Raw genomic sequence first — 25,044 nt, forward strand, 5'->3', positions numbered from 1 at the left:
GATTATTTCAACACCTATAGAATGACGATTGTTTTAATAACTGAAATATCTTAATTATTAACGTGATAAAGATGAATTTAAAACAATTCTCAATTCTACATTGTTCAGAAAAAAGAATTAAACTATAATTAAATAACCGATGCATACAATCCCTAATGCTCACAAAAAGAAATTTGCTTCAAGACTACTACTCATTTTTGGGCTCTTTATTTTATTATGCGCTGAGGGATATTTTGGTTACCAATTATATCAACTATCTAATCAGCAGGAAGAGATTAAGGAAGATTACTCCAATGTTAATAATATCAGTTCAGGGTTATTCTCAGTGGAACAATGGCGAGACAAAGTATCAGCAATTATTAGCCATCAGATACGCGATTTTACGTTGACCACCAAGCAAAAAAATGATCTTCAGAATGAAGTGGAGAAAATAGTAATCTCCCTCATTAACAAAGCAGAAGCTCTAATAAATAAGCCCAAAAAAACCATTGATGGAAAAATTAAGAAGTTTCTGGTAAAAACGTTTGTAGATACAGATGACATCAAAAAGAAAGCTCCCTCAATTGCCAAAGATATCGTTGATAAGGTTTACAACCCCTCTAATAAGCGCCACTTAAGTAAGATGGCAATGGAGAAGTTCGATGCACTTGAACGTGCAGAGTACCTAGATAGTACTGTGGCTGCAACAAAGGCAGCAACTGATAAGGTGTATAAAAAATATAAAGTATCCACCAAAGAAGAATTAAACCATAAACTGGTTTCCTCATTGTCTCATATCAGAACTGCAACTTACAATTATTCATTCGGTATGTTAGGTTGCATAGTTGTTGTACTTGGGCTTTGGTGGATATTTAGAAAACGGGTTGAGTTACATGGAACTCTTTTCATAATGTCATTGATGTTTGCATTTATTCTCCTTTTTATAGGTTTGACGGCTTCCATGATCGAGGTTGATGCACGCATTAAGGCACTGGATTTTGTAGTATTAGGTGAACATGTAGTTTTCGAGAACCAAGTATTGTTTTTCCAGAGTAAGAGCATCTTGGAAGTTGTTAAAATATTAATCAGTCAATCCAGCATTGAATCGATGCTAGTAGGTATTCTTATTTTAGTATTTAGCATACTATTTCCAATCATGAAGCTTAGTGCAACTGGTATCCATCTGCTAAGCAAAAAAGAAATTGCAAAGCACAGAATCATACGATTTTTTGCATTTCAATCAGGTAAGTGGAGTATGGCAGATGTCATAGTAATAGCAATACTCATGGTATATATTGGTTTAAATGGTTTACTGGATAGTCAGTTAAAGAACTTGAACATAAAAAGTGATGACTTAAATGTAATTACAACAAATAACACCGCATTGCAACCCGGTTTTATCATTTTTATCAGCTTCGTATTGTACGGGCTTATTTTATCGACCATATTGAAATTTATTTCTCCCCATGAACATTAGAAAAATAGCCCTTCCTAATATCCTGCTAGTTATTTGCCTAAGTCTCCTGCTTTGTGCAGAGGCCTGGTTTGGTTATCAAGTATCAAAACTTTCCCGTCAGCAGGAGGAAATAAAAACAGATTACAGCGTTGTAAACAACATCACTTTTGGCATATTATCCGTTGATCAATGGCGTGAGAAAATGGCTAACGTGGTAGATGAAAAGGTCAACGATTTCGCTATGACTGTCACACAGAAAAAAGAGCTGCAAAAAAAGGTCGAAAAACAGTTAAACCATCTAGTTGACCAGGCGATAGCAGAAATGAATAAACCACAAAAAGGTATTGGTGGAAAACTCAAAAAGCTTGCTTTCAACGCATTGGTTGATCCAGAGGAAATCAAGTCAGAAGTACCTGTTTTTGCTGCGACAATCGTCAACAGGATCAACAAACCTGAAAGTAAGAAAAAGATAAAAAGTATTGTCATCAGTAAAGTTGACCAGTTGGAAAAGGAAACATTCGACAATACTGAGCCTGCCAGCGTTACAGTAAGTAAACATATTTATAAAAAATATGGAGTCTCAGGTGCTGAAGCTTTTGAAAAAACCATTAATTCACAACTCACCAACATACAAGCGCTATTATATCAATACACCTATGCAATGATTGCAAGCGTCTTGCTTGCACTTTGTATTTGGTGGTTAATGAGAAAACAAGTAGTCCTCCATACTACCCTATATATTCTTTCTCTTATGTTCGCTTTTGTCCTTTTATTAGTAGGCATCACAGCTACTATTATAGAAGTTGATGCTCGTATACAGTCACTAAATTTCACACTGTTAAGCGAAAAGTTAGCTTTTACTAACCAAGTATTATTTTTTCAAAGCAAGAGCATAACTGGTATCATTGAGTCATTAATCAGACAACCTAAATTCGATGCGATACTTGCAGGTTTACTCATACTACTCTTTGTGGTTATCCTGCCGGTGCTGCGTATGATTGGCAAAGGCATTCTTATATGGAGAAATGAAAAATATGTAAAAAATAAGCTTGTCCGATTTTTAGCCTTTGATTTAAGTAAATGGGATATGGCCGATGTTATGCTTGTTGGTACCGCAATGACATATATAGGGCTAAATGAGATCATTAAAAGTCAGCTATCCGGTCTGAACATACAAGAAGAATTACTTTCTACAGTAACACAGAATAATACTTCCTTACAGCCAGGTTATTATATCTTTTTAGCATATGTTCTCTTTATGTCGATATTGTCGATCATCTTAAAACGTACAAAGCTATCGCCCGCTAGACTGTAGTGTTAATGTAGTTTAAACAGCATTGGCGCTAAAACAAAAAACGAGCAAATGATTCATTTGCTCGTTTTGATAGGGTCTAAAATAATTACAGACTATTTATCCATTTCACTAGTTCTTCCCTCTTCTTTCCCGTTTTTTGTTGCAACTTTCCCAACATCTCATCATCTTTCCCTTCTTCATAAGTCAAATCATCATCGGTAAGATCTCCATAAGTTTGTTTTATCTTACCTTTTAGCTCATTCCACTTTCCTTTAATTTCTAACTTATCCATAATATAAAATTTTCTAGTTTATATAAATAACAAGAGTGGGCGACTTTAGTTTTTATGAATAAATAATTTTATAAATCTGATTAGATTTTATTGAGGTTGATCGCGATAGTAATTCAACAATGCAACACCATACCCATACTCATCCAAAGTAAAGCTTGTTGTCTCTAAAACCTTAGCATCTTTGTCAAGGATTGAAATCGTATAACTCGCTCCTGGCACACCATCACTAACACTCGCCGAAAAACCAGCACCTGAAATATTCTTATGTAATCTAACAGTCTTTTGCCAAGGTGGTGTTACTTCTTCTTCATATTCCAGATCATCCGGCACTTCCGTCATATTGGGATCAGTCATCGTAGGGGTATACTGAACAATTAATTTGGTAGTTCCAGGCCCGGTAAGTTTGTAGGTATACTCATAGCCAGGCTCCCCTTTGCCCTCTTTAGAGCAACTACTCAGCACTATAGCTGAAGCAAGAAAAAATAGGGTAATGATTTTTAGTTTCATACTTTAATATTTGTATATATTTTTCGTACGAGGGAACAAATACTATACCATTAGAGGTATGCCCTAGCTAAAATTTCCCTTTTTAATTATTGAATTATCTCTAAAATTCAGCCCTATGCAAAACAACCACAACAACTACATTAATCTTTTGCCCCATGTAACTCAAACCTGCCGGTTGCCTCTTGAATATTGATCTTGTAAACAATCAGATTGTCCTGAAGCACCGGATCTATCGCATGCGAAGGCTCCCGCCCAGGCTCATCAGTGCTTGGCATAATGCGAAGAATCAAACCTTGCATAACCTGCTGACGCTCCTGACCTTTCAGTTCCTCAAAAGTCCCCCATACAATGGCACTTTTCCAATTGAACATATTATCAATTTCATCAACCTGAAAGCATACTTTTGGATTTGCCCGAAGCATTTTTATTTTTTTACCATCACCTGAATGAGCATAAATTGCATTATTTTGATATACGTAGTTAATAGGTACAATGTAAGTTTCACCATCTAAATGGCATCCAAGACGTCCTATAAACTGACTTTCTAAAAAGTCTATGATCTCTCTTTTATTTAGTTCTCCAAGCATGGGCATTAATCTTTATACTTAGCTAAAAGTACATAAAGTCCTGAGTTTTCCAAAATACCACTATCTAACTGTACAGCAAACAAATAATTTCATTACTCATACGAATTTGGCTGGACTATGCCCTCTGCTATTGTGTTTTTTGCAACCTGGGCAATCAGTGGTTCAGAAAAACAAGAAGAAAAAAGATCATATCTTTAAATATGAAAGTAAAAAGAATCGTAAGCAATGTAGCTGCTCCTGATGTTAAAGGCGCTGAAGTATTCTACAAGAAAATTCTAGGTCTTGATCTGTTAATGGATCATGGTTGGATTCATACTTATGGTTCATCAGAGATTATGAACCTTCAAATTAGTTTTGCAATAGAAGGCGGATCAGGTACCTTAGTGCCAGACCTTTCTATCGAAGTAGATGATATTGATGAAGCATTGGAACTATTTGTTAAGGAAGGTTTTGACATTGAATATGGGCCTGCCGATGAACCTTGGGGCGTACGCAGATTTTATGTCAGAGATCCTTTCGGAAAATTGATCAATATTCTTAGCCACAAACATACTTAATTTCGCCCTCTGCTATCATCTAATTACTAAGATAAAAAAATGTAAAAACAATCTGTATTGACACTTGTATTTAATAGGTAACATTAAGACAACAATCATGGGACATTTAAATAACCGAACCATTGCTGTTTTATCAGAAATTACAGCAGAGGTTCCAAGTTAGGCTATAGATTAGGATAAAGTTAAACCATTACATCTTTTTTCAAAGCATAGCAAACCATATCAGCCACATTGGTATGCTTGTTATTATAGAAATCATCAGACAATTGAAAATTAAGCGCTTTCAAAAGCCCTACAGAATCTGAATTGACCCCGGAAGGAAATGCAGTAAGCAACTTTGCATTTAAGTTTTGAAAAGTATAATCAATGACTTTCTTTACAGCTTCTTTCATTAATCCCATTCCACGATATTCTGGAAGCATTTCATAACCAATCTCCACAATCTCATTTTCAATATCAAAACTCCAGCAGCAGATCGTACCAATCAAGCTATGCTCTTCCTTAAAAGCTATCACCCAATATAAACACTCTCTGTTTTCAACTAAACCCTCGATTTTTCTAATAAATTCCCGGGATTGTGATAACTGCATAGGTGTTTCCCGTCCAACCATTACATTTACCGCATGGTCAGAACGCAATTTATGAATAGCTTCCAAATCCGGAACACCGAGAGTTCTCAGGATTAACCTATCTGTCATTAAATACGGAACTGCAGAAAAATTTAATGTTAACATAATCGTTTAGCTTATTTAAAGATACAAAGAAAAATACATCATTGACATTGCTCTAAATTCTATTACCAATCCTAAACACTATTCTTTATCCATAAAAAATTAAATACGATATTAGGCGTACTTAGTGATAGCATTTAGTGACCAATGAAAATAGCATACATAACCTATTCGGGAACGTTTAAATATTCGCCTGCGAATAACTTTAATGAGACTCAAGAACTTTTACCATTTCTACAAAATAAAGGATTAGACATATCTGCTGAGATATGGGACGACCCGATGGTTGATTGGGAAAAATATGATATTGCGTTACTTAAAACTCCCTGGGATTATCACCAGAAATACGATCAATTTAAACTTTGGCTCAACAAGATTCAGTCTTTCCACATAAGACTACTCAACGATTATTCGGTTGTTAGATGGAATATGGATAAACACTATCTATTGGAAGTTGCAGATGCTGGTTTTGATATTATTCCATCTATATTTCTTCAGCAAGGTTGGAATGAAGACCTGAAAACTCTATTTGAAAGATTGGATTCGGAAAAACTAATTATTAAACCCTGTGTAAGTGGCGGTTCAAAAAATACAATTGTCTTAAATAAAAATACAACTGTTGAAGACAAAGATCGTGTTTTGGAACTTGTATCAGAAGGCGACTATATCGTTCAGCCATTAATGCCACAAATTCAACAAGGCGAATGGTCTTTCATTTTTTTAAATGGAAAATATAGCCACACCATTATAAAGAAGCCAAAAGTTGGTGACTTTAGGGTGCAACAGATTTTTGGTGGAACTATAGAGGTAACTTCTCCGGCCCAGCAATATATTGATCTGGCAGAACGATGTATTTCCAGATTTGCAAAAGGCACCATGTATGCAAGGATTGATGGTCTAATGGTTGATGGTCGTTTTATGCTTATGGAGTTAGAGTTGATTGAACCTTTCCTTTATCTATCTTATCATTCGGAGGCTGTTGAAAGGTATTATAACGCACTAGTTGAACAATTAGCTATTTAGTTTGTGGGAATTTATCTTCAATCAAATTAAGTCTGATCCCAAAATTAATCCAAATAACCAACAACATATAACCCTGACCTACAGCACTTTTTTTCTTAGAAAAATAAATTTAAGACTGCGACATAGTGATATGCTTTATATTGATTAATTTTATGCTGATAGTTTATTTATTGGTATATAACGAGATGTTATTTTTCAGACTGCGGAATTTAAACAAAATAAAAGTCATTAGTATCCTTTTATCTAGTTCGTTCCTTATTTTAAACTTATTAAGTTGTTCCCGGCAAACGGAGAAATCGACAAAGGAAGTTTACATAAAGGAAAGTAGTGGGAAATATAGCTTGTATAGAAATGGCCAACCTTATATCATAAAAGGTGCAGCAGGATATAGTCACTTTAATACCTTAAAAAATATAGGGGGCAATACCATAAGGATTTGGGATACTGTTGGTCTTTCAACTATTCTAGACAGTGCCAGACTGAACAAATTAGCGGTTATTGTTGGCTTACCAATCGCGAACAGTGATTATATGGCGCTATATAATGACTCTACTAAAGTTACTAAACAGCATAATGCTTTTAAAGCCATTGTAAATCGGTTTAAAGGTCACCCAGCTGTACTAATGTGGTGCATTGGCAATGAGCTCGACTTTCCTTATAAACCTTCTTACAATAACTTTTACCAGGCATTTAATAAGTTAACGGATATGATCCGGAAAGAAGATCCCAATCACCCAATTACCACAACGGTTTTAAACTTTAATAAAAAATATATTTCCAACATTAAATTCCGATGTAATATCGATATCATCTCTTTCAACATTTTTAACAGAATCAATTATTTAAGAGATGACATTAAATCGGCAACATTATTATGGCGTGGGCCATATATGATTGCAGAATGGGGAATTGATGGTCCTTGGGATGGGACCTTACAAACAGCATGGGGTGCATATGTAGAAAATACAAGCAATAAAAAAGCCGAGTTCTATCTTAACCGATACAAAAAGTATATGCCATTAGAGGATCCCAGATTCTTAGGATGTTTTATTTTCTATTGGGGTAACAAACAAGAAGGAACCCATACTTGGTTTAGCATATTTGACGAAAATGGAGCCAGTTCTGAAGCAGTTGATGTCATGCGGCATATCTGGACTGGCAAGCGACAAGGTAGTACCTTCCCTCAAATTAAATATATGCTTTTAAACAAAAAAGGTGCAATGGATAATATTATCTTATCCTCTCACGCCAATGCCAATGCTGAAGTTTTGCTATTGGAACAGTCTAAAATTAAAGCCATTAAATGGGAAGTCTTTAAAGAAGACTGGTATAAGGAGAATTTACATAATATAAAAAAACTAAAACCACTGCAGAATTTAATTAAATCAGACGGAGCGCTAAAAGTAGATTTTATTGCTCCAAAAGAAGAAGGTCCTTATCGCCTCTTTGCAACCATTTATGATTACAATGGGCATTTTGCTACCTGTAATACACCTTTTTATGTAGTTGCAGATAAATGAGGCCAATCCAACCAATAACAGCACCAACCAGAAAAGAGCAATTTACGCTAAGACTAATGATCACATTAGGCTTGATCTCAATGGGATTTTTCCTAAATACCATGCTCTTCGATTCTCTTAAAGGCTATCCTCCATTGTACTGGATGCTAATAGTAACTTTCGCATTTATTTGTCTAAAAACCTTACATGAATGGTGTCATTATCTTTGGATAACTGTTCCTGACACTCCAGTTCCGACCAGAACATACACAGTAGACATATTTACTACCTTTTGTGCTGGAGAGCCATACGAGATGATCGAAGAGACCTTAGCTGCTATTCAAGCCATCACCTATCCACATAAAACCTATTTATGTGATGAGGCCAATGATCCATACCTTAAAAAACTATGTGAAAAACTTGGGGTCAATCATATCACCCGAAAGCAAAAGATAAATGCGAAGGCGGGGAACATTAATAATGCATTGGGACAATCAAACGGGGAAATTTGTGTTATTCTTGATCCTGATCATGTACCTTTTCCAGATTTCCTTGACCCAATTGTATCACATTTCGACAATCCGAAAATAGGATTTGTTCAGGTTGTTCAGGCATATAAAAACAACGATGAAAACTTGATTGCTAAGGGAGCGGCGCAGCAAACCTACCAATTCTATGGTCCTATAATGATGACTATGAATAAGTACGGCACCGTTTTAGCTATTGGGGCAAATTGTACTTTTCGTCGTACCGCCCTGGAATCTATTGGTGGCCATGCAGCAGGATTAGCAGAAGATATGCATACTGCTATGCAGTTACATTCAAAAGGCTGGGAATCGATATATGTACCGCAAATTTTGGCAAGGGGACTCGCCCCCTCTACCCTTTCTGCCTATTACAAGCAACAATTAAAATGGTCGAGAGGAGTTTTTGATTTACTGGTTAATGTATATCCAAAGCTTTATAAAGGCTTTACCTGGAAACAAAAAATCCATTATGCAGTAATTCCAGTGCATTACCTTTCAGGTATATTCTATTTGCTGAATTTTTTAATCCCAATCATTTCACTTTTCTTTAATGTAAGTCCAATTCAACTGAATATAACTGATTTCGGAATCGCAGTGCTCCCATTCATTGTTTCTACACTAATGATCCGTCATTTTGTACAATGGTGGGTTATGGAAGATGAAGAAAGAGGATTTCATGTGGTTGGTGGGCTACTGATCATAGGTGCCTGGTGGATATTTATCCTTGGATTTGTGTATACTCTTATCGGGAAAAAAGTACCTTACGTACCCACCCCAAAAGATAATAACGAAGCAAACAACTGGCCGCTGAATATTCCAAATATAACAATATTAGTCTTGTCGCTCACAGCCATTATTTACGGCCTAACTTTCGACTGGAATCCTTACAACCTGATCATGGCTGGCTTCGCAGGATTAAATAGCCTGATCTTGATTTTTAATATTGTGGCTAGCAGGCAACAACAATTTAAATTGTTAAAAGAGCGTTATCCTTTCGCCAACGGTCTTATCACATGGATAAAGAAGATAAAAGTAAACTTTTGGTTCATGAGGCGCAGATTATACACCAGCATCAGGAGTACTACATTAATCATTACCGTTATCATGTGTTGTGTAGTGCTCTACTTTGCAAAAGTATCTGGTGGAAATGCTAGTATTCAACCAAAAGTTCTAGATCATAAAAGCAAAATGTTTTTGACAGGTATATTTTCTCCTGTGGATTTCAACGGGATATCCTCTGTACATAAAGCAAAGCAAGAACAGCAACTGTATAATAATCACTTTAATCTTATATCATTATATATACCATGGGGAGAACAAGCACAGTGCTATCTTCCTCAAAAAACTATTGATTCGATTTATAGTAATGGTTCGGTACCAATGATTACCTGGGAGCCCTGGCAAAACTTGTTCAAAGAAAATAGCCAATTAAAAAAAGACGAAAAGGTTTTTAAAAAGATAACAGAAGGAAAATACAACACATATCTTAAAAAATTCTGCGAACAGATTAAAGCAATGAACAGACCAGTCTTCATTCGTTTTGCGCATGAGATGGACAACCCGGCTTATCCTTGGTCACAAACTGGCAATAATACTTCTGACGAATTCAAAGCTGCATGGAAATTCCTGCACAGTTTCTTTTTAAATGAACAGGTCTATCAAGTGATTTGGGTTTGGAATCCATGGAAACACGAAACCCTTGATGCTTATTTTCCGGGAAATCAATATGTAGATTGGATCGGAGTAACCAATTTGAATTATGGCCCTGCATACTCAGGAAAATGGACCTCAATGTCTGATATATATGCTCCATATCACCAAAATAAAATATTCCGTTCAGGGCTACCAGTAATGCTTGCTGAAATGGGTTCGAATCTCTCGGCAGGGAAACAAGGTGAATGGTTTAGACTTGCTTTCGAGACTAAACACAAATTCAAAGAAATTAAAGCTTTTGTACTTTTTAATTCTGGATTTGATAAAAATGTTCCAGATGGCGGGTCTGAATTGTTGATAAATTGGACTATACAACATCCAGACACACTTAAAAACTTACTTAATAAATACAGGCAAAATAATATGGAGAGTGTAATGTCAAATACACCTCAGTTTTTGTCATCTTACTCAAATCAGCAAAATCCGAATCCTAAGTCAAGCGAAAACATTCCTTTTTTATCAGGAATAAGAGGTATCAATTACAATAGAGCACAAGACTGGAAAAAAAATTATGAAACGATTACCATGCGGGAGATCCTTGCAGACTTTAATGATATGAAACGCATAGGAATCAATACGATTAAACGTTATGGGCCTGACATATACGACAGAAATTTATTAAGAGCGGCAAAAATGAATGATTTTAACATTCTTTACGCCTATTGGATTTCAGATGAAATCAATTTCTTTAAAGACAAAGAGCAGCTGGAAATACTGAAAACTAAAATTTTAAATTCTGTTCGCTACCTCAAAGAAGAACAGAATGTTATCGCCTGGAATATTGGAAATGCAGTATTTCAAAAACTGGATATTTATTATTACAAACCAGAGCTTTTATACCAACAAGATGCCTATCTCGCCTGGCTTAGAAATCTTGTATTGAGTATAAAAGAAATAGACCCTAAGAGACCAGTCACTGTAGATGTTGAACTCAGCAATAATACAGCGCAAACAATTGATAGGATCAAAAGATTAATCCCAGAAATTGATGCATATGGAATTGTAGTAAATCAAAATACAAGTTCTTTTAAAGTAGCTGAGGATATAACCGTACCCTACTTTTACAGTGATATTGAAGTACCAACGTACAACAAGCTGCAAGACAACAAAGCCGGGTCATTTATTTCCAACTTTTACGATGAGCAAAAGATTGATCAGGTTACAGATAACGGAATTAAAGACTACAAAGGAAGAGAGAAATTGTCTTTTTCACAGCTCTTTCATCTATGGAATCACGGGCCTGCACCAGCAAAACCACCACATATTAAAATACTTAAGCCGGCTTTAGGAACATTTAAAGGTTCAAAATTGGAATATCATGCGCTGATTAAAACTGGACAGAATTGGAATATTGCTATTGAAGGGCAAAACAATATGAAATTTGAATGGAATCTTGTTAAAGTTGATCGATTCGAAAAACCAATTTCAATGGAAAAACTATCCAATGGAACAAAGATTACACTTAGTATTCCTGAAAATCCATCTGATTATCGTCTTTATCTTTATGTTTCTAAAGGAAAACAGGTATTGAATATAGTTAAGTCTAAATTGAATACTCCTTTCATTGTAAAGGTAAACTAAGCAAGCCGGGAATATGGAATAGGTCAATTAGAATGAATAAGAAGTTTTTAATATATTAACTCCAGATTTTAGTTGTTCAATAATAAAAAGGATTGTTATGAAATTATCTTCAAAAGCAGAAAACGTTTTGGGTCAGATCAACACTAAAACTAAGCTGGGAGACTTACGGAAGATTGCGAAGGATATCAAAAAGGACCATGATCTTGCTATGGAGCTATGGTCTACCAGAAATCTTTTGCCCAGACTATTGGCCATCTTAATTATGGATAGCAAGCTCATTTCACAAGATTTTATTGATGATCTTGATAAGGATATGCAGACTCACTCATTAAATGAGCGAAATCAGCTAATGGACTGGCTTATGGCCAATCAACTTATGAAAGACAAGAAAACAATTGCAATGATTGAATCATGGCAAGATAGTCTTTCTAATCTTCAGAGACGGACATTCTGGTATTACCAGGCGCGTTTAAGGTGGACAGGTCAAACACCACCGACTAATACACCACACCTACTAACTAAAATTGAAGCTAACATTGCAGAAGAAGAACCAGAAGTTCAATGGGCAATGAACTTCACAGCGGGATGGATTGGAATTCATGAAAAACAGTACAGAAACCGCTGTGTCACCATTGGAGAGAAAACAGGTCTTTATAAAGGTGAAATGGTATCAAAAGGATGTACACCCAATTATTTGCCAGAGTTCATTGCAATTGAGAGCAATAAGCGAAATTTATAGTCCAGCTTGCATAATAATATCTGTCTGCTCATCATCGCCCATCTTAAAAGATGTGCATCAGCGGCTAACAAAAGAACTTGTCGTAATTCCCCCCTTCATTTGTCAATTCTACCCAGCATGAAACAATCAATACTATCGTAACTTGCCATGTATTGAATATGGAAAACATGACAAAAGTAATTGCAGGAATAAATGTAACACTTGATGGATTTTGCGATCATACAGCAATAATTCCTAATGAAGAAATACATGATCATTATGCTGAACTGCTAAGTAAGGCAGGTACCATTCTATACGGCAGAATAACCTATCAACTCATGCAATATTGGCAAACGCTGATAAAAACCCCTTCAGGTGAAAGATCAATGGATGAATTTGCCAAAGTAATGGACAGCCTTCCAAAAATTGTTTTTTCTCATACACTTAAAGACCCCGAATGGGAAACTGCAAAACTGGCAAATCGTCCAATTGAAGACGAAGTATTAGCAATAAGACAACAATCAGGAAAGGATATTTTAGTCGGTAGTCGGAGTTTAATCATACAGCTAATGAAACTTAGCTTAATTGATGAGTTACAGCTGTGTGTGCATCCTATAATAGCAGGAAAAGGCCTACCCCTATTTGAAAACTTACAGGACAGAATAAACCTTAAGCTTTCAAAAACAAAAACTTTAAGTTCTGGAGCAATTATACTTTATTACGAGCAGATAAAGAATAGCCCTAATCTTACTCACATTCATTAGTTTTCATGCTTTTGCACAGCTTAAAGTTACACAAGGCTTTGGCAAACATAAAGAAGTACTTCCTGCATGGACTGAGGGCAATAAGTTGTTTTACAGATTAAACAAACAGCTCTATACCATCGGACAGGCACTCTACATGAACCTCATCCAGCATATCCAACATCTGTGGATCAAAATGTGTCAGTACCATTCTTTTACAGGAAAATTCAGGTAGACGCTTTTCCAATTCCAGGTAATTCAAATGCCCCTTCACCTGAAGGTCAAAGAAGTTGCATTCGCAAATAAACAAATCAGCATCTGCACTTAAAGGGAACAAAGCATCCGTCCAGGAAGTATCACCAGAATAAGCAATTACTTTATCCGCAACCTCAATGCGAAGCCCATGAGGCAAAGCCCTTTCAGAATGCAATACATCAAAAGCCTGTAAACTCCACCCTTCTAAGTTCAGCACTTCATTCGCACCATACTCCAAAAACTCCACATCCAGTTTTTCCAGCACTTCAGTACCCGGGTAAAGTAGATCCAGTAAGGCAGCTATCCTACGCTGACCTCCAACTGGACTGATCACCTGCATCTTTTTAGTTCTGCTATGAATCGCAGCATCCAACAATACAAAAGGCACACCACCATAATGATCTCCATGAAAATGACTAATCACAATCGCGTCAATATCATCCGCATTAATCCCATGTTGTTTTAATCCAGGTAAGCTCGTGGCCCCGCAATCCACCAAAAAACGAACCGGACCAGCATTTACGTAAAAACATGTATTTAATCTTCCGCCGCTACCAAAGGCATCACCACAGCCGATAATTTTAACTTGTACATTACTCATTTCCATAATCTTTATTTTTATTTCACCTGTGGGAATTTATCTCCAATCAGATTAAGTTTAATACCAAACTCAAGATAAGCTTTCAGTCCGTCTAAAACTGTCGTAAAACCACCTGTATTGTCTATGATGGCTTGAATTAAATCAACTCCTGTTTCCTTAAAGCCGTAATTTTTGATTATAACATAGGTCTTATCCTCCGTCAACGCTGTAAATTCATATGTCACCGTTGTTGTAGGATCTCCCCATTCAGTTCTAATCAATTTATTTGGAATGATTTCTTTTGTCAATACATTGGTTGATACACCATACATTTCCCATTCCCATGTTACTATCTTATTTACCTCTAATTGTCCACTTGATTTGGTAAACCAAAAATTGGTTGTGATTGCTGGGTCAATGAATGCTTGAAAAACCAATTCCTTAGGTTTTCTGATTAGCATTTGTGTCTCTACAGTGGGAGTTTCCTTTTTATTCATAAATTGGATGTACTAAATATGTTTTGTAATCGTAATTTTTTTCCATGTTAATGCATTATTTCATTGTTATTCCCTTTGCCTTACAGATCTCTATAATCGCATGTTGAGCTGCCACGGGATACTCTTCTAAATTACCAAATATAATTCCCAGCTCATCATCATCACAATTTTCAAACTTTCTTAAATAAAAGTCCCTTTGTTTTTTATCCTTCAATTGTTGTTCTTCCGCGCTTGGGTAAACTATCATTTCTAGAACCTGCCTTATGACCGTTTTATTCACAAGAAAATAAATGACTGTAATAAGAAGTACAATAGGATTGAAACCTATAGGTTTCATACTGCCGAAACCAACTGAAAATGAAATACCTCCAAGCCCAAAACTTGCAATATCAAAAATCCCGAGCGCCAGTAATATCCCCAGCGCATACCTTCCATACCGATGATTGGTAAACCTCAACATACAAGTAATCAGCCATAGTAAAATACCCAAATAATCATTAAGGGTTAATAAAATATGACCCATTATAAATTGGACAAGTGCATTAGCAAGCAAAAGACCTAAAATAGCGATAAAAATAAAATCAGCTTTTCTTTTCATATTCGAGCGAATTTTCACTTCCTTATTTTAATAATTTTCTTTTAATAATTCCTTTTGAGCTATAATGTAACCAAATATTATCTCATTTAAATCTTCTTTTGCGATTAATACATTATCGGGATCTTTTTCATCATGGAAATACAAGTCTGCTTGAAGTGCTTGCCATTTCGGAAAAACATCATTTGCCATAGCCAATAATTCTTTACGACGAGATATTGTGCCTGTTGGCACTTTACCACCGTACCAATCTGCTAAAGATGAATTCAAAACAGCTAAAGTCTTACCAGCACCTACATCTGCTAAAGCATTAGCTGTTTGCAGGAAAAACGAACCTGAATTTTTATAACTCTCCAAATTAACTTTTCATAAAACAGTTTATGACGTGGAAGTCGTTGACAAGAGAATTTCAAAAGAAAGAAGGAGTACTACTTATTATAAAAGTAGCACCTTGGGGACACCATTACGACAAAGAGGAAATTTCTGTTGCATCTAGCCAGTATGAAGAAATTCAAATTGGACAAATGGTCAAAATCGATTAAAAAAAAGGTATATTTAATATACCTTGGTATTATATAGAATAGCATATATAAATGGATATCTAAACCATTTCACAAAAAAATCAGCTCCATATGAATTCACTTCTCCGACTTCTTATCCTTGCATTGTTTCCTATCTTTGCGATGCTTTCATGCAACAACAGGGTTTACACAGAAATACCGCTTAAACATATTGAAGACTTTTACACCAATTTGAAAGAAAAAGGTGTAAATACAGATACTACTATGCTTTACGGCTATTTTTTTACCAATGAAACCAAAAAGCCTTTGGAAGCTTTGGCAGAGGAACTAAAAAAGAAAAATTTTCAAATTGTCGAAATAGATCAAAGAGATGATAATATCTATTGGCTACACGTTGAGCGAAAAGAAAAACATAACAGTACCTCTTTGTTTACATTAAATAAGGAATTATATGATCTTGCAAGCAGATACAATCTTAAATCCTATGATGGTTATGAAGTTGGAAATGTTCATCCACTAAAACCGTTTGAAATAGACAGCTATTTTGTTCCTGAAGATTTTTCAGCAAGAGATTTTACTAAAGATGGCTACACCTACTTACTGGTCATAAACGATGCTTTTGAAAAATTCTCTCATAAGGAAGAGTTTTGCTACTTCATAAAAATAAACTGCAATTATGATATAGTTGATGAGCATAGACTACCAAGCGACGCCGAATTAAAAAGTATGGATAACCTGGATCATGCAATTGAAGGCATGCTTACAGCCCAAAGAATTAAAAATTACTACGTGTTTAGAAATACTTACAAAGGTGATAGAAACTGTTTCATAGCAATTAATAATAAAGAGGCCGCTGATGAAGCCATGAAAAACTTTCAGCAAACATCAAAAATATTCGCCTTTAACTACGAGATTATAAAAGATATTAAATGGACTAACTACGAATTTGCTAAAAAGATGAAGTAATTTTCAGACATACATCGAGCTAAGATTCTATTAAATTCATAATATTAGCTAACAATAGAAACAAGAACCTTATGGAAAACAAGCGGCAAACAGACTTAAGAAAAGAGAAATTGGAAACTATCATTGATTGGTCTAAAAGCAATAAAGATATAAGAACTGTTTTGCTCACAAGCTCACTTGTAAATCCTTTAGCACCTATCGATGAATATAGTGATTTGGATATTGAACTTGTTTTTGAAGATAATGCCAAATACATCTCCAGCAAAGACTGGATACATCTTTTCGGAAATCCTATTGCTATGATTGAGGAGAATGAAAGCTCTTTCGATGATAAGCATGCCATGAAAATGGTATTGTACGATGATTATATAAAAGTAGATTTCAAACTATATAGCGTCCCTAATTTTCTGCAACAAGTAGATCAAAATGAATTATGTGAAGATTGGGACATTGGCTATAAAGTGCTGATTGATAAAGACGACATAACGAAAAACATGAAGGAAGCTACTCATCAGGTTTCCATTATTAAAAAACCTACAGAACAAAAATTCAAACAACTTTTAAATGACTTCTGGTGGGACACAACCTATGTAGCAAAATGTTTAGCAAGAGATGAAATTTTCTATGCTAAATTCATGATGGAAAGCAATATTAGAACTGATTACATTATCCCATTAATTGAATGGCATATCGCCAATCAACACGATTGGAACATCACAACCAATAAATACGGAAGGCTCTTTAAAAAATATCTAACTTCTGAAATATGGGAAAAAATAGAACGAACATTCTCAGGAAAAAATATAAATGAAAATTGGAATGCACTGTTCGCTATGGCAGATTTGGTATCAGAAATCGGAACTGATTTATCAGAAAAACTGGGTTATGAATATCCTTTCAAATTGGAAACAGATATAAGGAAATATTTAAACGCGACTTTCATAAGAACTTAGAAAGAACATTCAATACCACTTTTTGTTCCTATATGATTATCTGCTACATCCCAAATACTATTCCCATCATTTGCATTCCAACAGCCATCTTATCTTTTCCGAAATCATAGATTTTTTCTGTTTTTTTGATCTGCATTTCAGCCGGAGTTACGGATCTGTTTTCAACCTTGGTAAATTCATATAGGAATTTCAGCCCATTTTCCTTTTCATACTGAATTAGTATTTTCATAATACCAGCATCTTCTTTGATGTATAGCGGGTGGAGAAAATTTACTGACTTTGGCATTTCGGTTGAGGTCCATACTTCAAGCCTATATACAGAAGAAGCAGGAATGCCACCTGGCTTATTATTGGTGGGTGCAGACTCCTTTAAAGTATATACACTTTTAGTACAGTTGTAACCTGCTACAACGCTGGTTTCATTAGTTTTCTCGATGTTGTAATCTTCATTTTTAAGTTCATTCTTCGCCATTTCATGAAAACTGTCACCAGTGTATCTAATGGTCATATCCTTGTTACTATTTTGAGATTTAATGTACATCGTTCCTTCTTTCTTTGCCTCATTAACATTGTTTTCACCATGAAAAGTCATCGCATCAAATTTTGCCGTGGCTTCCGCTCCTTTAAGGTAAATCACAGATTTTATAGGTATCATCAATATGGCCAGATTCATGATACCCACCTTCTTATTTTGTGCTTCCAGTAGTTCCCGTTCCTTTGGAGAAAGTTTTTCGGCCAGGACTTTCATTTGTCCAGCCACATTTCCTTTGGTTGGATCAATCTGTTGCAATAGCTCCCCAAGAGCTGTACCAGGTGTAGTGATTTGTATATCTATCTTACCTTCTTTAAAGAGCGTTTTTACTTTGGCACTTTCTGGTGATTTTGTTTCACTGGTAAGATTTTCTTTTACATCAGGATTACTTTTTGTACCTGATGGATTTTGGTTACAAGCAATAAGGCTTAGCACTGCCATTAACGCAACTAATGGAAAATAATTAATTTTCATAGGGATGTGTATTTTAGGTTAATTTTCTAAAAATAGTATTTGTCTTTTTTATAATTGTGTTAAACCACACATTTAATTAAATTTATCCTATATCCCATCAAGTTAAAGCCTATAAAAAGTTAATCTATGATTCCTGATAAAAATGTTTTTTATAAAGTAGACATTGTGGTGATTGGAGCAGGACAAGCGGGGTTATCAGCAGCCTATAATTTACAAAGAGAGGGAATAAAACCTGGAAAAGGCTTTGTTGTATTAGATGATGAATTTAGTCCAGGTGGAGCCTGGCAACATCGTTGGGATTCTCTAACACTAAGCAATGTAAATGGCATCAATGACTTACCTGGAATGGCTTTTTCCGATGCTGTAAATACTAAGGAAACAGAATTGCAAGCGAATATTGCAATTCCCAAATATTATGAACAATATGAGAAAACCTTTGGGCTTCCGATTATTCGTCCTATAAGAGTGACTGATGTTACTGAGCAAAATGGACGATTTATCGTCCGAACAAATGGTATCCAGTTTAGTGCCCGCGGATTGATCAATGCTACCGGTACCTGGAAAACCCCAAACTGTCCTAAATATCCCGGCTGGGAAAAATTCAAAGGGAAACAGCTGCATACTGGCGAGTACAAAAATGCTGAAGAATTTATCGGAAAGCATGTAATAGTTGTGGGTGGTGGAATTTCAGCTATTCAATTGCTCGGTGAAATTTCAGCAGTAACCCAAACTACTTGGGTAGCCCGTCGATCTCCTGATTTTAGAAAATATGAATTTTCGCCAGAAGTAGGACGTGAAGCTGTAGCTTTAGTAGAGAAAAGAGTAAGAGAAGGCTTGCCACCTGAATCAGTGGTTTCTGTAACAGGCTTGCCCATCACTCCCGCTATTGAAAGGATGTTGAATAAAGGAGTTTTAGATCGGAAACCTATGTTCAAAGAAATCATTGAAACAGGTGTTCGATGGGAAGATGGAACTACACTCGATGCTGACGTTATTTTTTGGAATACCGGTTTCCGTCATTCTTTAAATCACCTTGCCCCTTTAAAGTTAATGAATGATAAAAACGGAATTGAAATGTCTGGGAGATTAGCCACACAAGTCGCTAAAGATCCACGTATCCATTTAACAGGCTACGGTCCATCTGCATCTACCATTGGTGCAAATCGTGCTGGTCGGACTGCAGCAATAGAGTTGATTCAATATCTTAAATTGTAATAGATGTATTATTAATTAGAAATCAGTAAGTTTGAAAGCCCTAGAAGATAAGTCCAAAACTAAAGTATGGAGCCCAATTTTACAGTAATATCTAACTTACAAAATGCTGTAGCAAAAAATTCAGATGAATCTGCCTACCGCAAATTATTTGTATTGTTTTATACGCCTGTAATCCGTTTCGCCAAAGCAATAGTTAATTCAGAAGAAGTTGCAGAAGAACTATATGCCGATGCGATGATGAAGATATGGCTGATGGGTCCAAAATTGGAACAGGTGATAGATTTTAGAGTTTACCTATTCACATTGGTCAAAAATTCCGCTTTTAATCACCTAAAAAAATATAAAGGCTACAATTATGTAGAATTAGATGATTTGGAGACATTCCCCATAAGCAACGAAACACCTATCAACCATATCATTGAGAAAGAGCTGGAACAGAGTTTAAAGAAAGCTATTGATATGTTGCCTCCTAAATGTCAGGTTGTTTACAGACTAGTCAAAAATGAAGGGTTTAGTTATAAGCAAGTGTCTGAAATTTTAAGTATTTCGACCAATACCATTGAAGGTCATATGACCAATGCATTGAAAAAGATTACCTTCCACATGAGAAAACATTTAAATTCTTAAAATATTTTCTATCCGACCGGTGGTTCCCTCCTATTTTATTGTCTCTTAATTGAAACAATAGGAAATCTATGCCACAAGATATTTTTTTTAAACTTTTAAGTAGGCAGCTGGCAGGTGAAGCCAGTGAAAAAGATTTAGATCAATTGAAGAATATCATTGATGCAGATCCTGAGTTGAAGAAGGTGTACCTTTCATTTATTACCCCCGAAGAAGTATCTGAAGATGAACTGAGTAAAGCAGAACAGGCTTTTGCATTACATTCCTTAAAGATGCATCTTCATGTTCCGAATGCCCCAGCTACCAATTTTAAATTACGCTCCTCCAATAAACGGGTTTGGCTTGCCACTGCATGTTTATTACTGATTTGCTTATCTCTTTTCCTGATATTTTCTCCATTTAGGTCCAACAATTCATTAAAAAGCCAGGTGGTAACAAAAAAAGGATCTAAAACTATGGTTAAGCTTCCAGATGGCAGTTCGGTATGGATAAATGCTGATAGCCGGCTACAATACACCGATAACTTTAAAGGTAAAATACGAGAAGTATGGTTAGATGGAGAAGCTTTTTTTGATGTAAAGAAAGATCCCGCGCACCCTTTTATAATCCATACAGACAAAATTAGGATAAAAGTGCTTGGCACATCCTTCAACGTAAAAAGCTATCCAGAAGATCAGATTATCGAAACTTCGCTTATAAAAGGACGAATAGAAGTCAGTTTCAGTGACAGGCCTTCTGAAAACATCATTTTACGACCAAATGAAAAGCTTACTGTACGTAAAGATCAATCCGAACCGAACAAGAGCAGTATTGAAACAGAAAATACCTCTAAAATTAAACTTGATAATCTCCTACACCTGAATGAGAAAAACCTACTAGTAGAAACAGCCTGGATGGATAACAAAATAGCTTTCTCAAACTGCCAGATGAAGGATATTGCAATTATGCTGGAAAGACGGTTTGATATTAGCGTTGAATTTAAAAATCAGCATATCATGGAATACCGGTACACTGGAATATTCGATGATGAAAGCCTGGAGGATATACTTAATATAATGAAAATTTCTAAACCCTTTAATTACAAACTGAATGGAAAAAAATTAACAATTATGAATTGAAACCAGGTCAGTTACAAACGGGAAATGTTGGCGCATTCCCCGTTAAGATAATTGATGCCTGATGATTTCCCCGGAAAGAGAAAATATCAATCTGTTTATTAACCAACTATCCAAAACAAATATATGAAGAAAAACAAACTTTTCTTTCAGAACCACTATGCCTCGTGCTATCGAAAACATTTTCTAAAAATGAAGCTACTTTTAATACTTGCGATGCTCACTTTACACACCAGAGCTTCTCTATATTCTCAATCCCGGGTAACAATTGAGTTGAAGAACACCACATTAAGCAATGTGCTAAAAACAATTGAGCAGAAAACCAGCTACAGATTTGCTTATAGCAATGAAGTCGTACCCTTTAAAAACCTGGTAAGCATCGACGTTAAAAATGCTGAGATTTCAGATGTGATGGTTAAACTATTAGAGAAACTGCCTTTAACCTTCAATGTAATTAAAAATATTGTTGTGATTAGTGCTAATGATCGGCTCAATGCTGACAATGTTTCCAAAGTGGTACAGATACAGGGAATCGTAACCGATGATCAAAATATCCCCTTACCAGGTGTAAATGTAAAATCGCAAAAGCACCCTTCTATTACTGCAGTGACTGATTCAAAAGGGCAATTTCAAATTACATTGCCCGAGCCAACTGATGTGTTAATTTTTAGCTATATCGGTTACCACATACAAGAACAGGTCTTACCATTTAATGGAGATATAAATATTAGTCTTAAACCACTAGGGGGCTTACTAAGTGAAGTGGTTATTAATGGTTACGGAAAACAGGCCAAAGCAATAACTACGGGTGCTGTAGGATTGGTTAAATCACAAGATCTAGAAAACCGTTCCTATACTTCTGTAGACCAATCACTACAGGGAAGAGTGGCAGGACTACAGTCAGTTGGTTCATCAGGCCAGCCGGGCGCATTACAACAGATCCGCATCCGTGGAATTGGTTCCATTTCTGCAGGATCAGATCCCCTGTTTGTTATTGATGGTATCATTGTAAGCTCCGGACAATTGTCCAGATCAACCACCACCTCTAATGCTTTATCTGCTATAAATCCTAATGATATAGAAAGTATCAACGTTTTAAAGGATGCATCGGCTTCAGCAATTTACGGATCAAGAGCAGCAAATGGCGTAATCATTATCACAACCAAACAAGGCGTTCAGGGCAAAACAAAAGTTAACTTTGATGTCGAATATGGTTTAACTCGCTTAGGAACTACGCCAGAAGCCGGTAAGCTTTTAACAACAGAACAATGGCGTACCATAACTGCTGAGGGCATACTGAACAATCCTTCTTATGCTGCACAAAATGGTGTAACTTCCAGTAACGTATTCACTTTCCTGGATAATAAATTTGGTTCAGGAAGTGGTGTAAACACCAACTGGCTTGATTTGGTACAAAGAGATGGAAGGCAGCAGCAGTACAATCTGGGGATTAGTGGTGGCAACAGCAATACACAATACCATGTATCTGGAGGATTTTTTAAGCAGCTGGGAACTGTAATTGCCTCAGATTTTAACCGTTATTCATTTAAAGTAGGTTTAAAAACTAAAATTGACGATCGTTTTTCCCTTTCCACTACGCTCATTGTAGGTGCCAATGGACAGAATTCGCCGGTAAATGGTAGCTCACCTGATAACCCTATCAATGCGGCTATACATCTTTATCCATTTATTTCACCATACAATGCTGATGGTTCATATAATATAAGTACAGTAGCTTTTGGTTCAAAGTCTAACCCGCTTTACACCGCTCTATATAACAAAAACAAACTGAACCAGTTGAAAGGTCTGGGTACATTATCAGCGGAATACAAAATCATGGATAACCTGAGTTTTACTTCCCGCTTTGGTGCAGATTACAATAACCTGGAAGAAGACACCTATTATAATCCAACCCACGGAACCGGAACCTTTTATGATAGTGGTTTTTCCTCACGTGGTTATACACGCTACTTCAATTGGACATGGACAAATATGGTCGATTATCATTTCGATCTTCAACGTGATCAAACCTGGGTAGGAAATATAAAAGTGGGCTATGAAGCTCAAAAATCACAGAATTACACTTCTACAGCAAGCACAACAGGTTTGCCTTTAAATCCTGTTGTTACAGTTCCATCAAACGGAACAACTCCTTATGAAGCCTCAGGGGCAAATTCTGACTATACTGTAGCATCCCTGCTAAGTCTTGCAGACTTTTCATATAAGGGAAAATATGTCATTTCCGGAAGTTTCCGCCGTGATGGTTCTTCCCGTTTTAGCGAGAAAAACAGATACGGAAATTTCTGGTCTACCGGTGCTTCCTGGAACGCGCAGGAAGAAGATTTCATAAAATCACTGAAGTCCATCAACCTGTTAAAGCTAAGAGCTAGTTATGGCTTAACAGGGAATGCCAATATCGACGATTACGGCTGGAGACAGTTGTATAGCTACGGAACTTCAAGTGATTACGCAGTATCTTATTATAATTTCAATTACAATGGTGAAGTTGGCAGTGGCCCTACTTCTGTTGGAAATCCATACCTGACATGGGAAACCAATAAACAATTTAACGTAGGCCTCGATGTTGGATTATTTAACAACAGGTTATCGTTCACCTTCGATTATTACAATAGAAAAGGTACTAATTTGTTGCTTAGTCAACCAACTTCCGGAACAGCGGGTACGGGTTCTTTCTTAAATAATATTGGATCGATGAGAAACCGGGGTGTTGAATTTACTATAAACGGAACTCCAGTTCAAATAGCAGACTTTAAATGGAATGCAGGTTTTAACATTTCCAGAAACATCAACAAAGTAACTTCTTTGGTAGACGGAAAGGACATCAAAGGTTCTTCTGTGATCAGAAGAGTAGGTCTTGATTTTCAAACATTTTATTTGCGTCAGTGGGCAGGTGTAGATCCTGCTAATGGTAAGCCACTTTGGTATACGGACGAAACCATGAGCCAAACCACAAGTAATTACAATTTAGCCAGGCTAGTACCTAATCATACTGCTTCGCCTAAAGTATTCGGAAGCTTCACCTCTGCATTTACTTATAAAGGCTTTCGCCTCGATGGATTACTGTATTACAACTTTGGCAATCATGTAATGGACCTTTGGTCCAGGTATACTCAATCTGATGGTGACAATAGTGCTTTTAACCATTTTGCATCCCAGTTAAATTCATGGAAAAAACCGAATGATGTGACCGATAATCCAATCTATATTTTTAACAATACCAATAACTCCAGCCGTGCATCCAGTCGTTTCTTATATAAAGGCGACTATATCCGCTTAAGGGAATTAACATTAGCCTATGCTTTCCAAAAATCAGTTCTATCGAAAGTAAAAATTGATGGATTGAGTATTTATGTCCGCGGAACAAATCTGGCTACCTGGATTAGAGATAAGAAGTTGCCATATGATCCCGAGGCCGGACTAACTGGTCAATCCAACTATAATATCCCTATGCCAAAAGTGTTCACCCTGGGTATTAATCTGAAGCTTTAA

At 36.1% G+C, this 25,044-nt stretch carries 24 protein-coding genes; 15 read left to right on the forward strand and 9 right to left on the reverse strand.

All coding sequences use genetic code 11. The features are described from left to right. The first annotated feature begins 139 nt into the window (after nucleotides 1-139). Both WC623_RS11680 and WC623_RS11685 read left to right on the forward strand, forming a co-directional pair. Nucleotides 140-1,456, forward strand: a complete 1,317-nt coding sequence (locus WC623_RS11680; protein ID WP_372851171.1) for a paraquat-inducible protein A — start codon at nucleotides 140-142, stop codon at nucleotides 1,454-1,456. Then, entirely contained in the window at nucleotides 1,446-2,750 is a 1,305-nt protein-coding gene (locus WC623_RS11685; RefSeq protein ID WP_372851173.1) for a paraquat-inducible protein A, read from the forward strand. Before WC623_RS11680 ends, WC623_RS11685 begins: the two co-directional genes overlap by 11 nt. 85 nt (nucleotides 2,751-2,835) lie before the next feature. Here WC623_RS11685 and WC623_RS11690 read toward each other — a convergent pair whose 3' ends face one another. The 3 genes from WC623_RS11690 to WC623_RS11700 all read right to left on the reverse strand — a co-directional run bounded on the left by WC623_RS11690 (nucleotide 2,836) and on the right by WC623_RS11700 (nucleotide 4,115). Beyond that, the gene (locus WC623_RS11690; RefSeq protein ID WP_372851175.1) at nucleotides 2,836-3,021 is read right to left on the reverse strand and encodes a CsbD family protein; all 186 of its coding nucleotides are present in this window, start codon (nucleotides 3,019-3,021) and stop codon (nucleotides 2,836-2,838) included. Between the two features lie 87 nt (nucleotides 3,022-3,108). Then, nucleotides 3,109-3,528 carry a hypothetical protein gene (locus WC623_RS11695; RefSeq protein ID WP_372851177.1) on the reverse strand — a complete coding sequence of 140 codons (420 nt, stop codon included), beginning with the start codon at nucleotides 3,526-3,528 and terminating at the stop codon, nucleotides 3,109-3,111. A gap of 140 nt (nucleotides 3,529-3,668) precedes the next feature. Further along, a complete protein-coding gene (locus WC623_RS11700) occupies nucleotides 3,669-4,115 on the reverse strand; it encodes a pyridoxamine 5'-phosphate oxidase family protein (RefSeq protein ID WP_372851179.1) in 447 nt (148 codons plus the stop codon). Between the two features lie 200 nt (nucleotides 4,116-4,315). Here WC623_RS11700 and WC623_RS11705 point away from each other — a divergent pair, with 200 nt between their 5' ends. Then, nucleotides 4,316-4,672 (forward strand): VOC family protein, encoded by a 357-nt coding sequence (locus WC623_RS11705; RefSeq protein WP_372851181.1) that lies wholly within the window; start codon nucleotides 4,316-4,318, stop codon nucleotides 4,670-4,672. Between the two features lie 182 nt (nucleotides 4,673-4,854). On the opposite strand, the gene WC623_RS11710 is transcribed toward WC623_RS11705, so the two are convergent. Further along, nucleotides 4,855-5,406 (reverse strand): GNAT family N-acetyltransferase, encoded by a 552-nt coding sequence (locus tag WC623_RS11710; protein WP_372851183.1) that lies wholly within the window; start codon nucleotides 5,404-5,406, stop codon nucleotides 4,855-4,857. A gap of 144 nt (nucleotides 5,407-5,550) precedes the next feature. Here WC623_RS11710 and WC623_RS11715 point away from each other — a divergent pair, with 144 nt between their 5' ends. From WC623_RS11715 to WC623_RS11735, 5 genes are all read left to right on the forward strand, one after another. Next, nucleotides 5,551-6,426 (forward strand): RimK family alpha-L-glutamate ligase, encoded by an 876-nt coding sequence (locus tag WC623_RS11715; RefSeq protein WP_372851185.1) that lies wholly within the window; start codon nucleotides 5,551-5,553, stop codon nucleotides 6,424-6,426. Between the two features lie 185 nt (nucleotides 6,427-6,611). Then, nucleotides 6,612-7,946, forward strand: a complete 1,335-nt coding sequence (locus tag WC623_RS11720) for a glycoside hydrolase family 2 TIM barrel-domain containing protein (protein WP_372851187.1) — start codon at nucleotides 6,612-6,614, stop codon at nucleotides 7,944-7,946. Next, nucleotides 7,943-11,746: a glycosyltransferase family 2 protein gene (locus tag WC623_RS11725; RefSeq protein WP_372851189.1), complete on the forward strand. Its 3,804-nt coding sequence runs from the start codon at nucleotides 7,943-7,945 to the stop codon at nucleotides 11,744-11,746. Before WC623_RS11720 ends, WC623_RS11725 begins: the two co-directional genes overlap by 4 nt. Nucleotides 11,747-11,843: 97 nt before the next feature. Further along, nucleotides 11,844-12,485, forward strand: a complete 642-nt coding sequence (locus tag WC623_RS11730) for a DNA alkylation repair protein (protein ID WP_372851191.1) — start codon at nucleotides 11,844-11,846, stop codon at nucleotides 12,483-12,485. A 167-nt stretch (nucleotides 12,486-12,652) separates the two neighbouring features. Beyond that, nucleotides 12,653-13,228: a dihydrofolate reductase family protein gene (locus WC623_RS11735; protein ID WP_372851193.1), complete on the forward strand. Its 576-nt coding sequence runs from the start codon at nucleotides 12,653-12,655 to the stop codon at nucleotides 13,226-13,228. Nucleotides 13,229-13,325: 97 nt separating this feature from the next. Here WC623_RS11735 and WC623_RS11740 read toward each other — a convergent pair whose 3' ends face one another. From WC623_RS11740 to WC623_RS11755, 4 genes are read right to left on the reverse strand one after another with little or no spacing between them, the layout of a single operon-like run. Then, the gene (locus tag WC623_RS11740) at nucleotides 13,326-14,069 is read right to left on the reverse strand and encodes an MBL fold metallo-hydrolase (RefSeq protein WP_372851195.1); all 744 of its coding nucleotides are present in this window, start codon (nucleotides 14,067-14,069) and stop codon (nucleotides 13,326-13,328) included. Between the two features lie 11 nt (nucleotides 14,070-14,080). Continuing rightward, the gene (locus WC623_RS11745; protein ID WP_372851197.1) at nucleotides 14,081-14,539 is read right to left on the reverse strand and encodes an SRPBCC family protein; all 459 of its coding nucleotides are present in this window, start codon (nucleotides 14,537-14,539) and stop codon (nucleotides 14,081-14,083) included. 55 nt (nucleotides 14,540-14,594) lie between these two features. Next, nucleotides 14,595-15,137, reverse strand: a complete 543-nt coding sequence (locus WC623_RS11750) for a hypothetical protein (protein WP_372851199.1) — start codon at nucleotides 15,135-15,137, stop codon at nucleotides 14,595-14,597. A 27-nt stretch (nucleotides 15,138-15,164) separates the two neighbouring features. Then, nucleotides 15,165-15,491, reverse strand: a complete 327-nt coding sequence (locus WC623_RS11755; RefSeq protein ID WP_372851200.1) for a hypothetical protein — start codon at nucleotides 15,489-15,491, stop codon at nucleotides 15,165-15,167. A gap of 23 nt (nucleotides 15,492-15,514) precedes the next feature. Between WC623_RS11755 and WC623_RS11760 the strand changes: the two genes are divergently transcribed. From WC623_RS11760 to WC623_RS11770, 3 genes are all read left to right on the forward strand, one after another. After that, entirely contained in the window at nucleotides 15,515-15,676 is a 162-nt protein-coding gene (locus WC623_RS11760) for a hypothetical protein (RefSeq protein ID WP_372851202.1), read from the forward strand. Nucleotides 15,677-15,766: 90 nt separating this feature from the next. After that, the gene (locus WC623_RS11765; RefSeq protein WP_372851204.1) at nucleotides 15,767-16,621 is read left to right on the forward strand and encodes a ribonuclease E inhibitor RraB; all 855 of its coding nucleotides are present in this window, start codon (nucleotides 15,767-15,769) and stop codon (nucleotides 16,619-16,621) included. Between the two features lie 71 nt (nucleotides 16,622-16,692). Continuing rightward, nucleotides 16,693-17,574 carry an AadS family aminoglycoside 6-adenylyltransferase gene (locus WC623_RS11770; RefSeq protein ID WP_372851206.1) on the forward strand — a complete coding sequence of 294 codons (882 nt, stop codon included), beginning with the start codon at nucleotides 16,693-16,695 and terminating at the stop codon, nucleotides 17,572-17,574. Nucleotides 17,575-17,617: 43 nt separating this feature from the next. Here WC623_RS11770 and WC623_RS11775 read toward each other — a convergent pair whose 3' ends face one another. Beyond that, a complete protein-coding gene (locus WC623_RS11775; protein WP_372851208.1) occupies nucleotides 17,618-18,580 on the reverse strand; it encodes a hypothetical protein in 963 nt (320 codons plus the stop codon). A gap of 126 nt (nucleotides 18,581-18,706) precedes the next feature. On the opposite strand from WC623_RS11775, the gene WC623_RS11780 reads away from it, so the two are divergent. The 4 genes from WC623_RS11780 to WC623_RS11795 all read left to right on the forward strand — a co-directional run bounded on the left by WC623_RS11780 (nucleotide 18,707) and on the right by WC623_RS11795 (nucleotide 25,044). Beyond that, the gene (locus WC623_RS11780; protein ID WP_372851210.1) at nucleotides 18,707-19,795 is read left to right on the forward strand and encodes an NAD(P)-binding domain-containing protein; all 1,089 of its coding nucleotides are present in this window, start codon (nucleotides 18,707-18,709) and stop codon (nucleotides 19,793-19,795) included. A gap of 66 nt (nucleotides 19,796-19,861) precedes the next feature. Continuing rightward, nucleotides 19,862-20,422: an RNA polymerase sigma factor gene (locus WC623_RS11785; RefSeq protein ID WP_372851212.1), complete on the forward strand. Its 561-nt coding sequence runs from the start codon at nucleotides 19,862-19,864 to the stop codon at nucleotides 20,420-20,422. A 68-nt stretch (nucleotides 20,423-20,490) separates the two neighbouring features. Continuing rightward, nucleotides 20,491-21,537, forward strand: a complete 1,047-nt coding sequence (locus WC623_RS11790; protein ID WP_372851214.1) for a FecR family protein — start codon at nucleotides 20,491-20,493, stop codon at nucleotides 21,535-21,537. Nucleotides 21,538-21,726: 189 nt separating this feature from the next. Next, nucleotides 21,727-25,044, forward strand: coding sequence for a SusC/RagA family TonB-linked outer membrane protein (locus WC623_RS11795; RefSeq protein ID WP_372851216.1), 3,318 nt, complete (start codon nucleotides 21,727-21,729; stop codon nucleotides 25,042-25,044).

Source organism: Pedobacter sp. (assembly GCF_041645105.1).
In the GTDB taxonomy this organism is placed as follows: domain Bacteria; phylum Bacteroidota; class Bacteroidia; order Sphingobacteriales; family Sphingobacteriaceae; genus Pedobacter.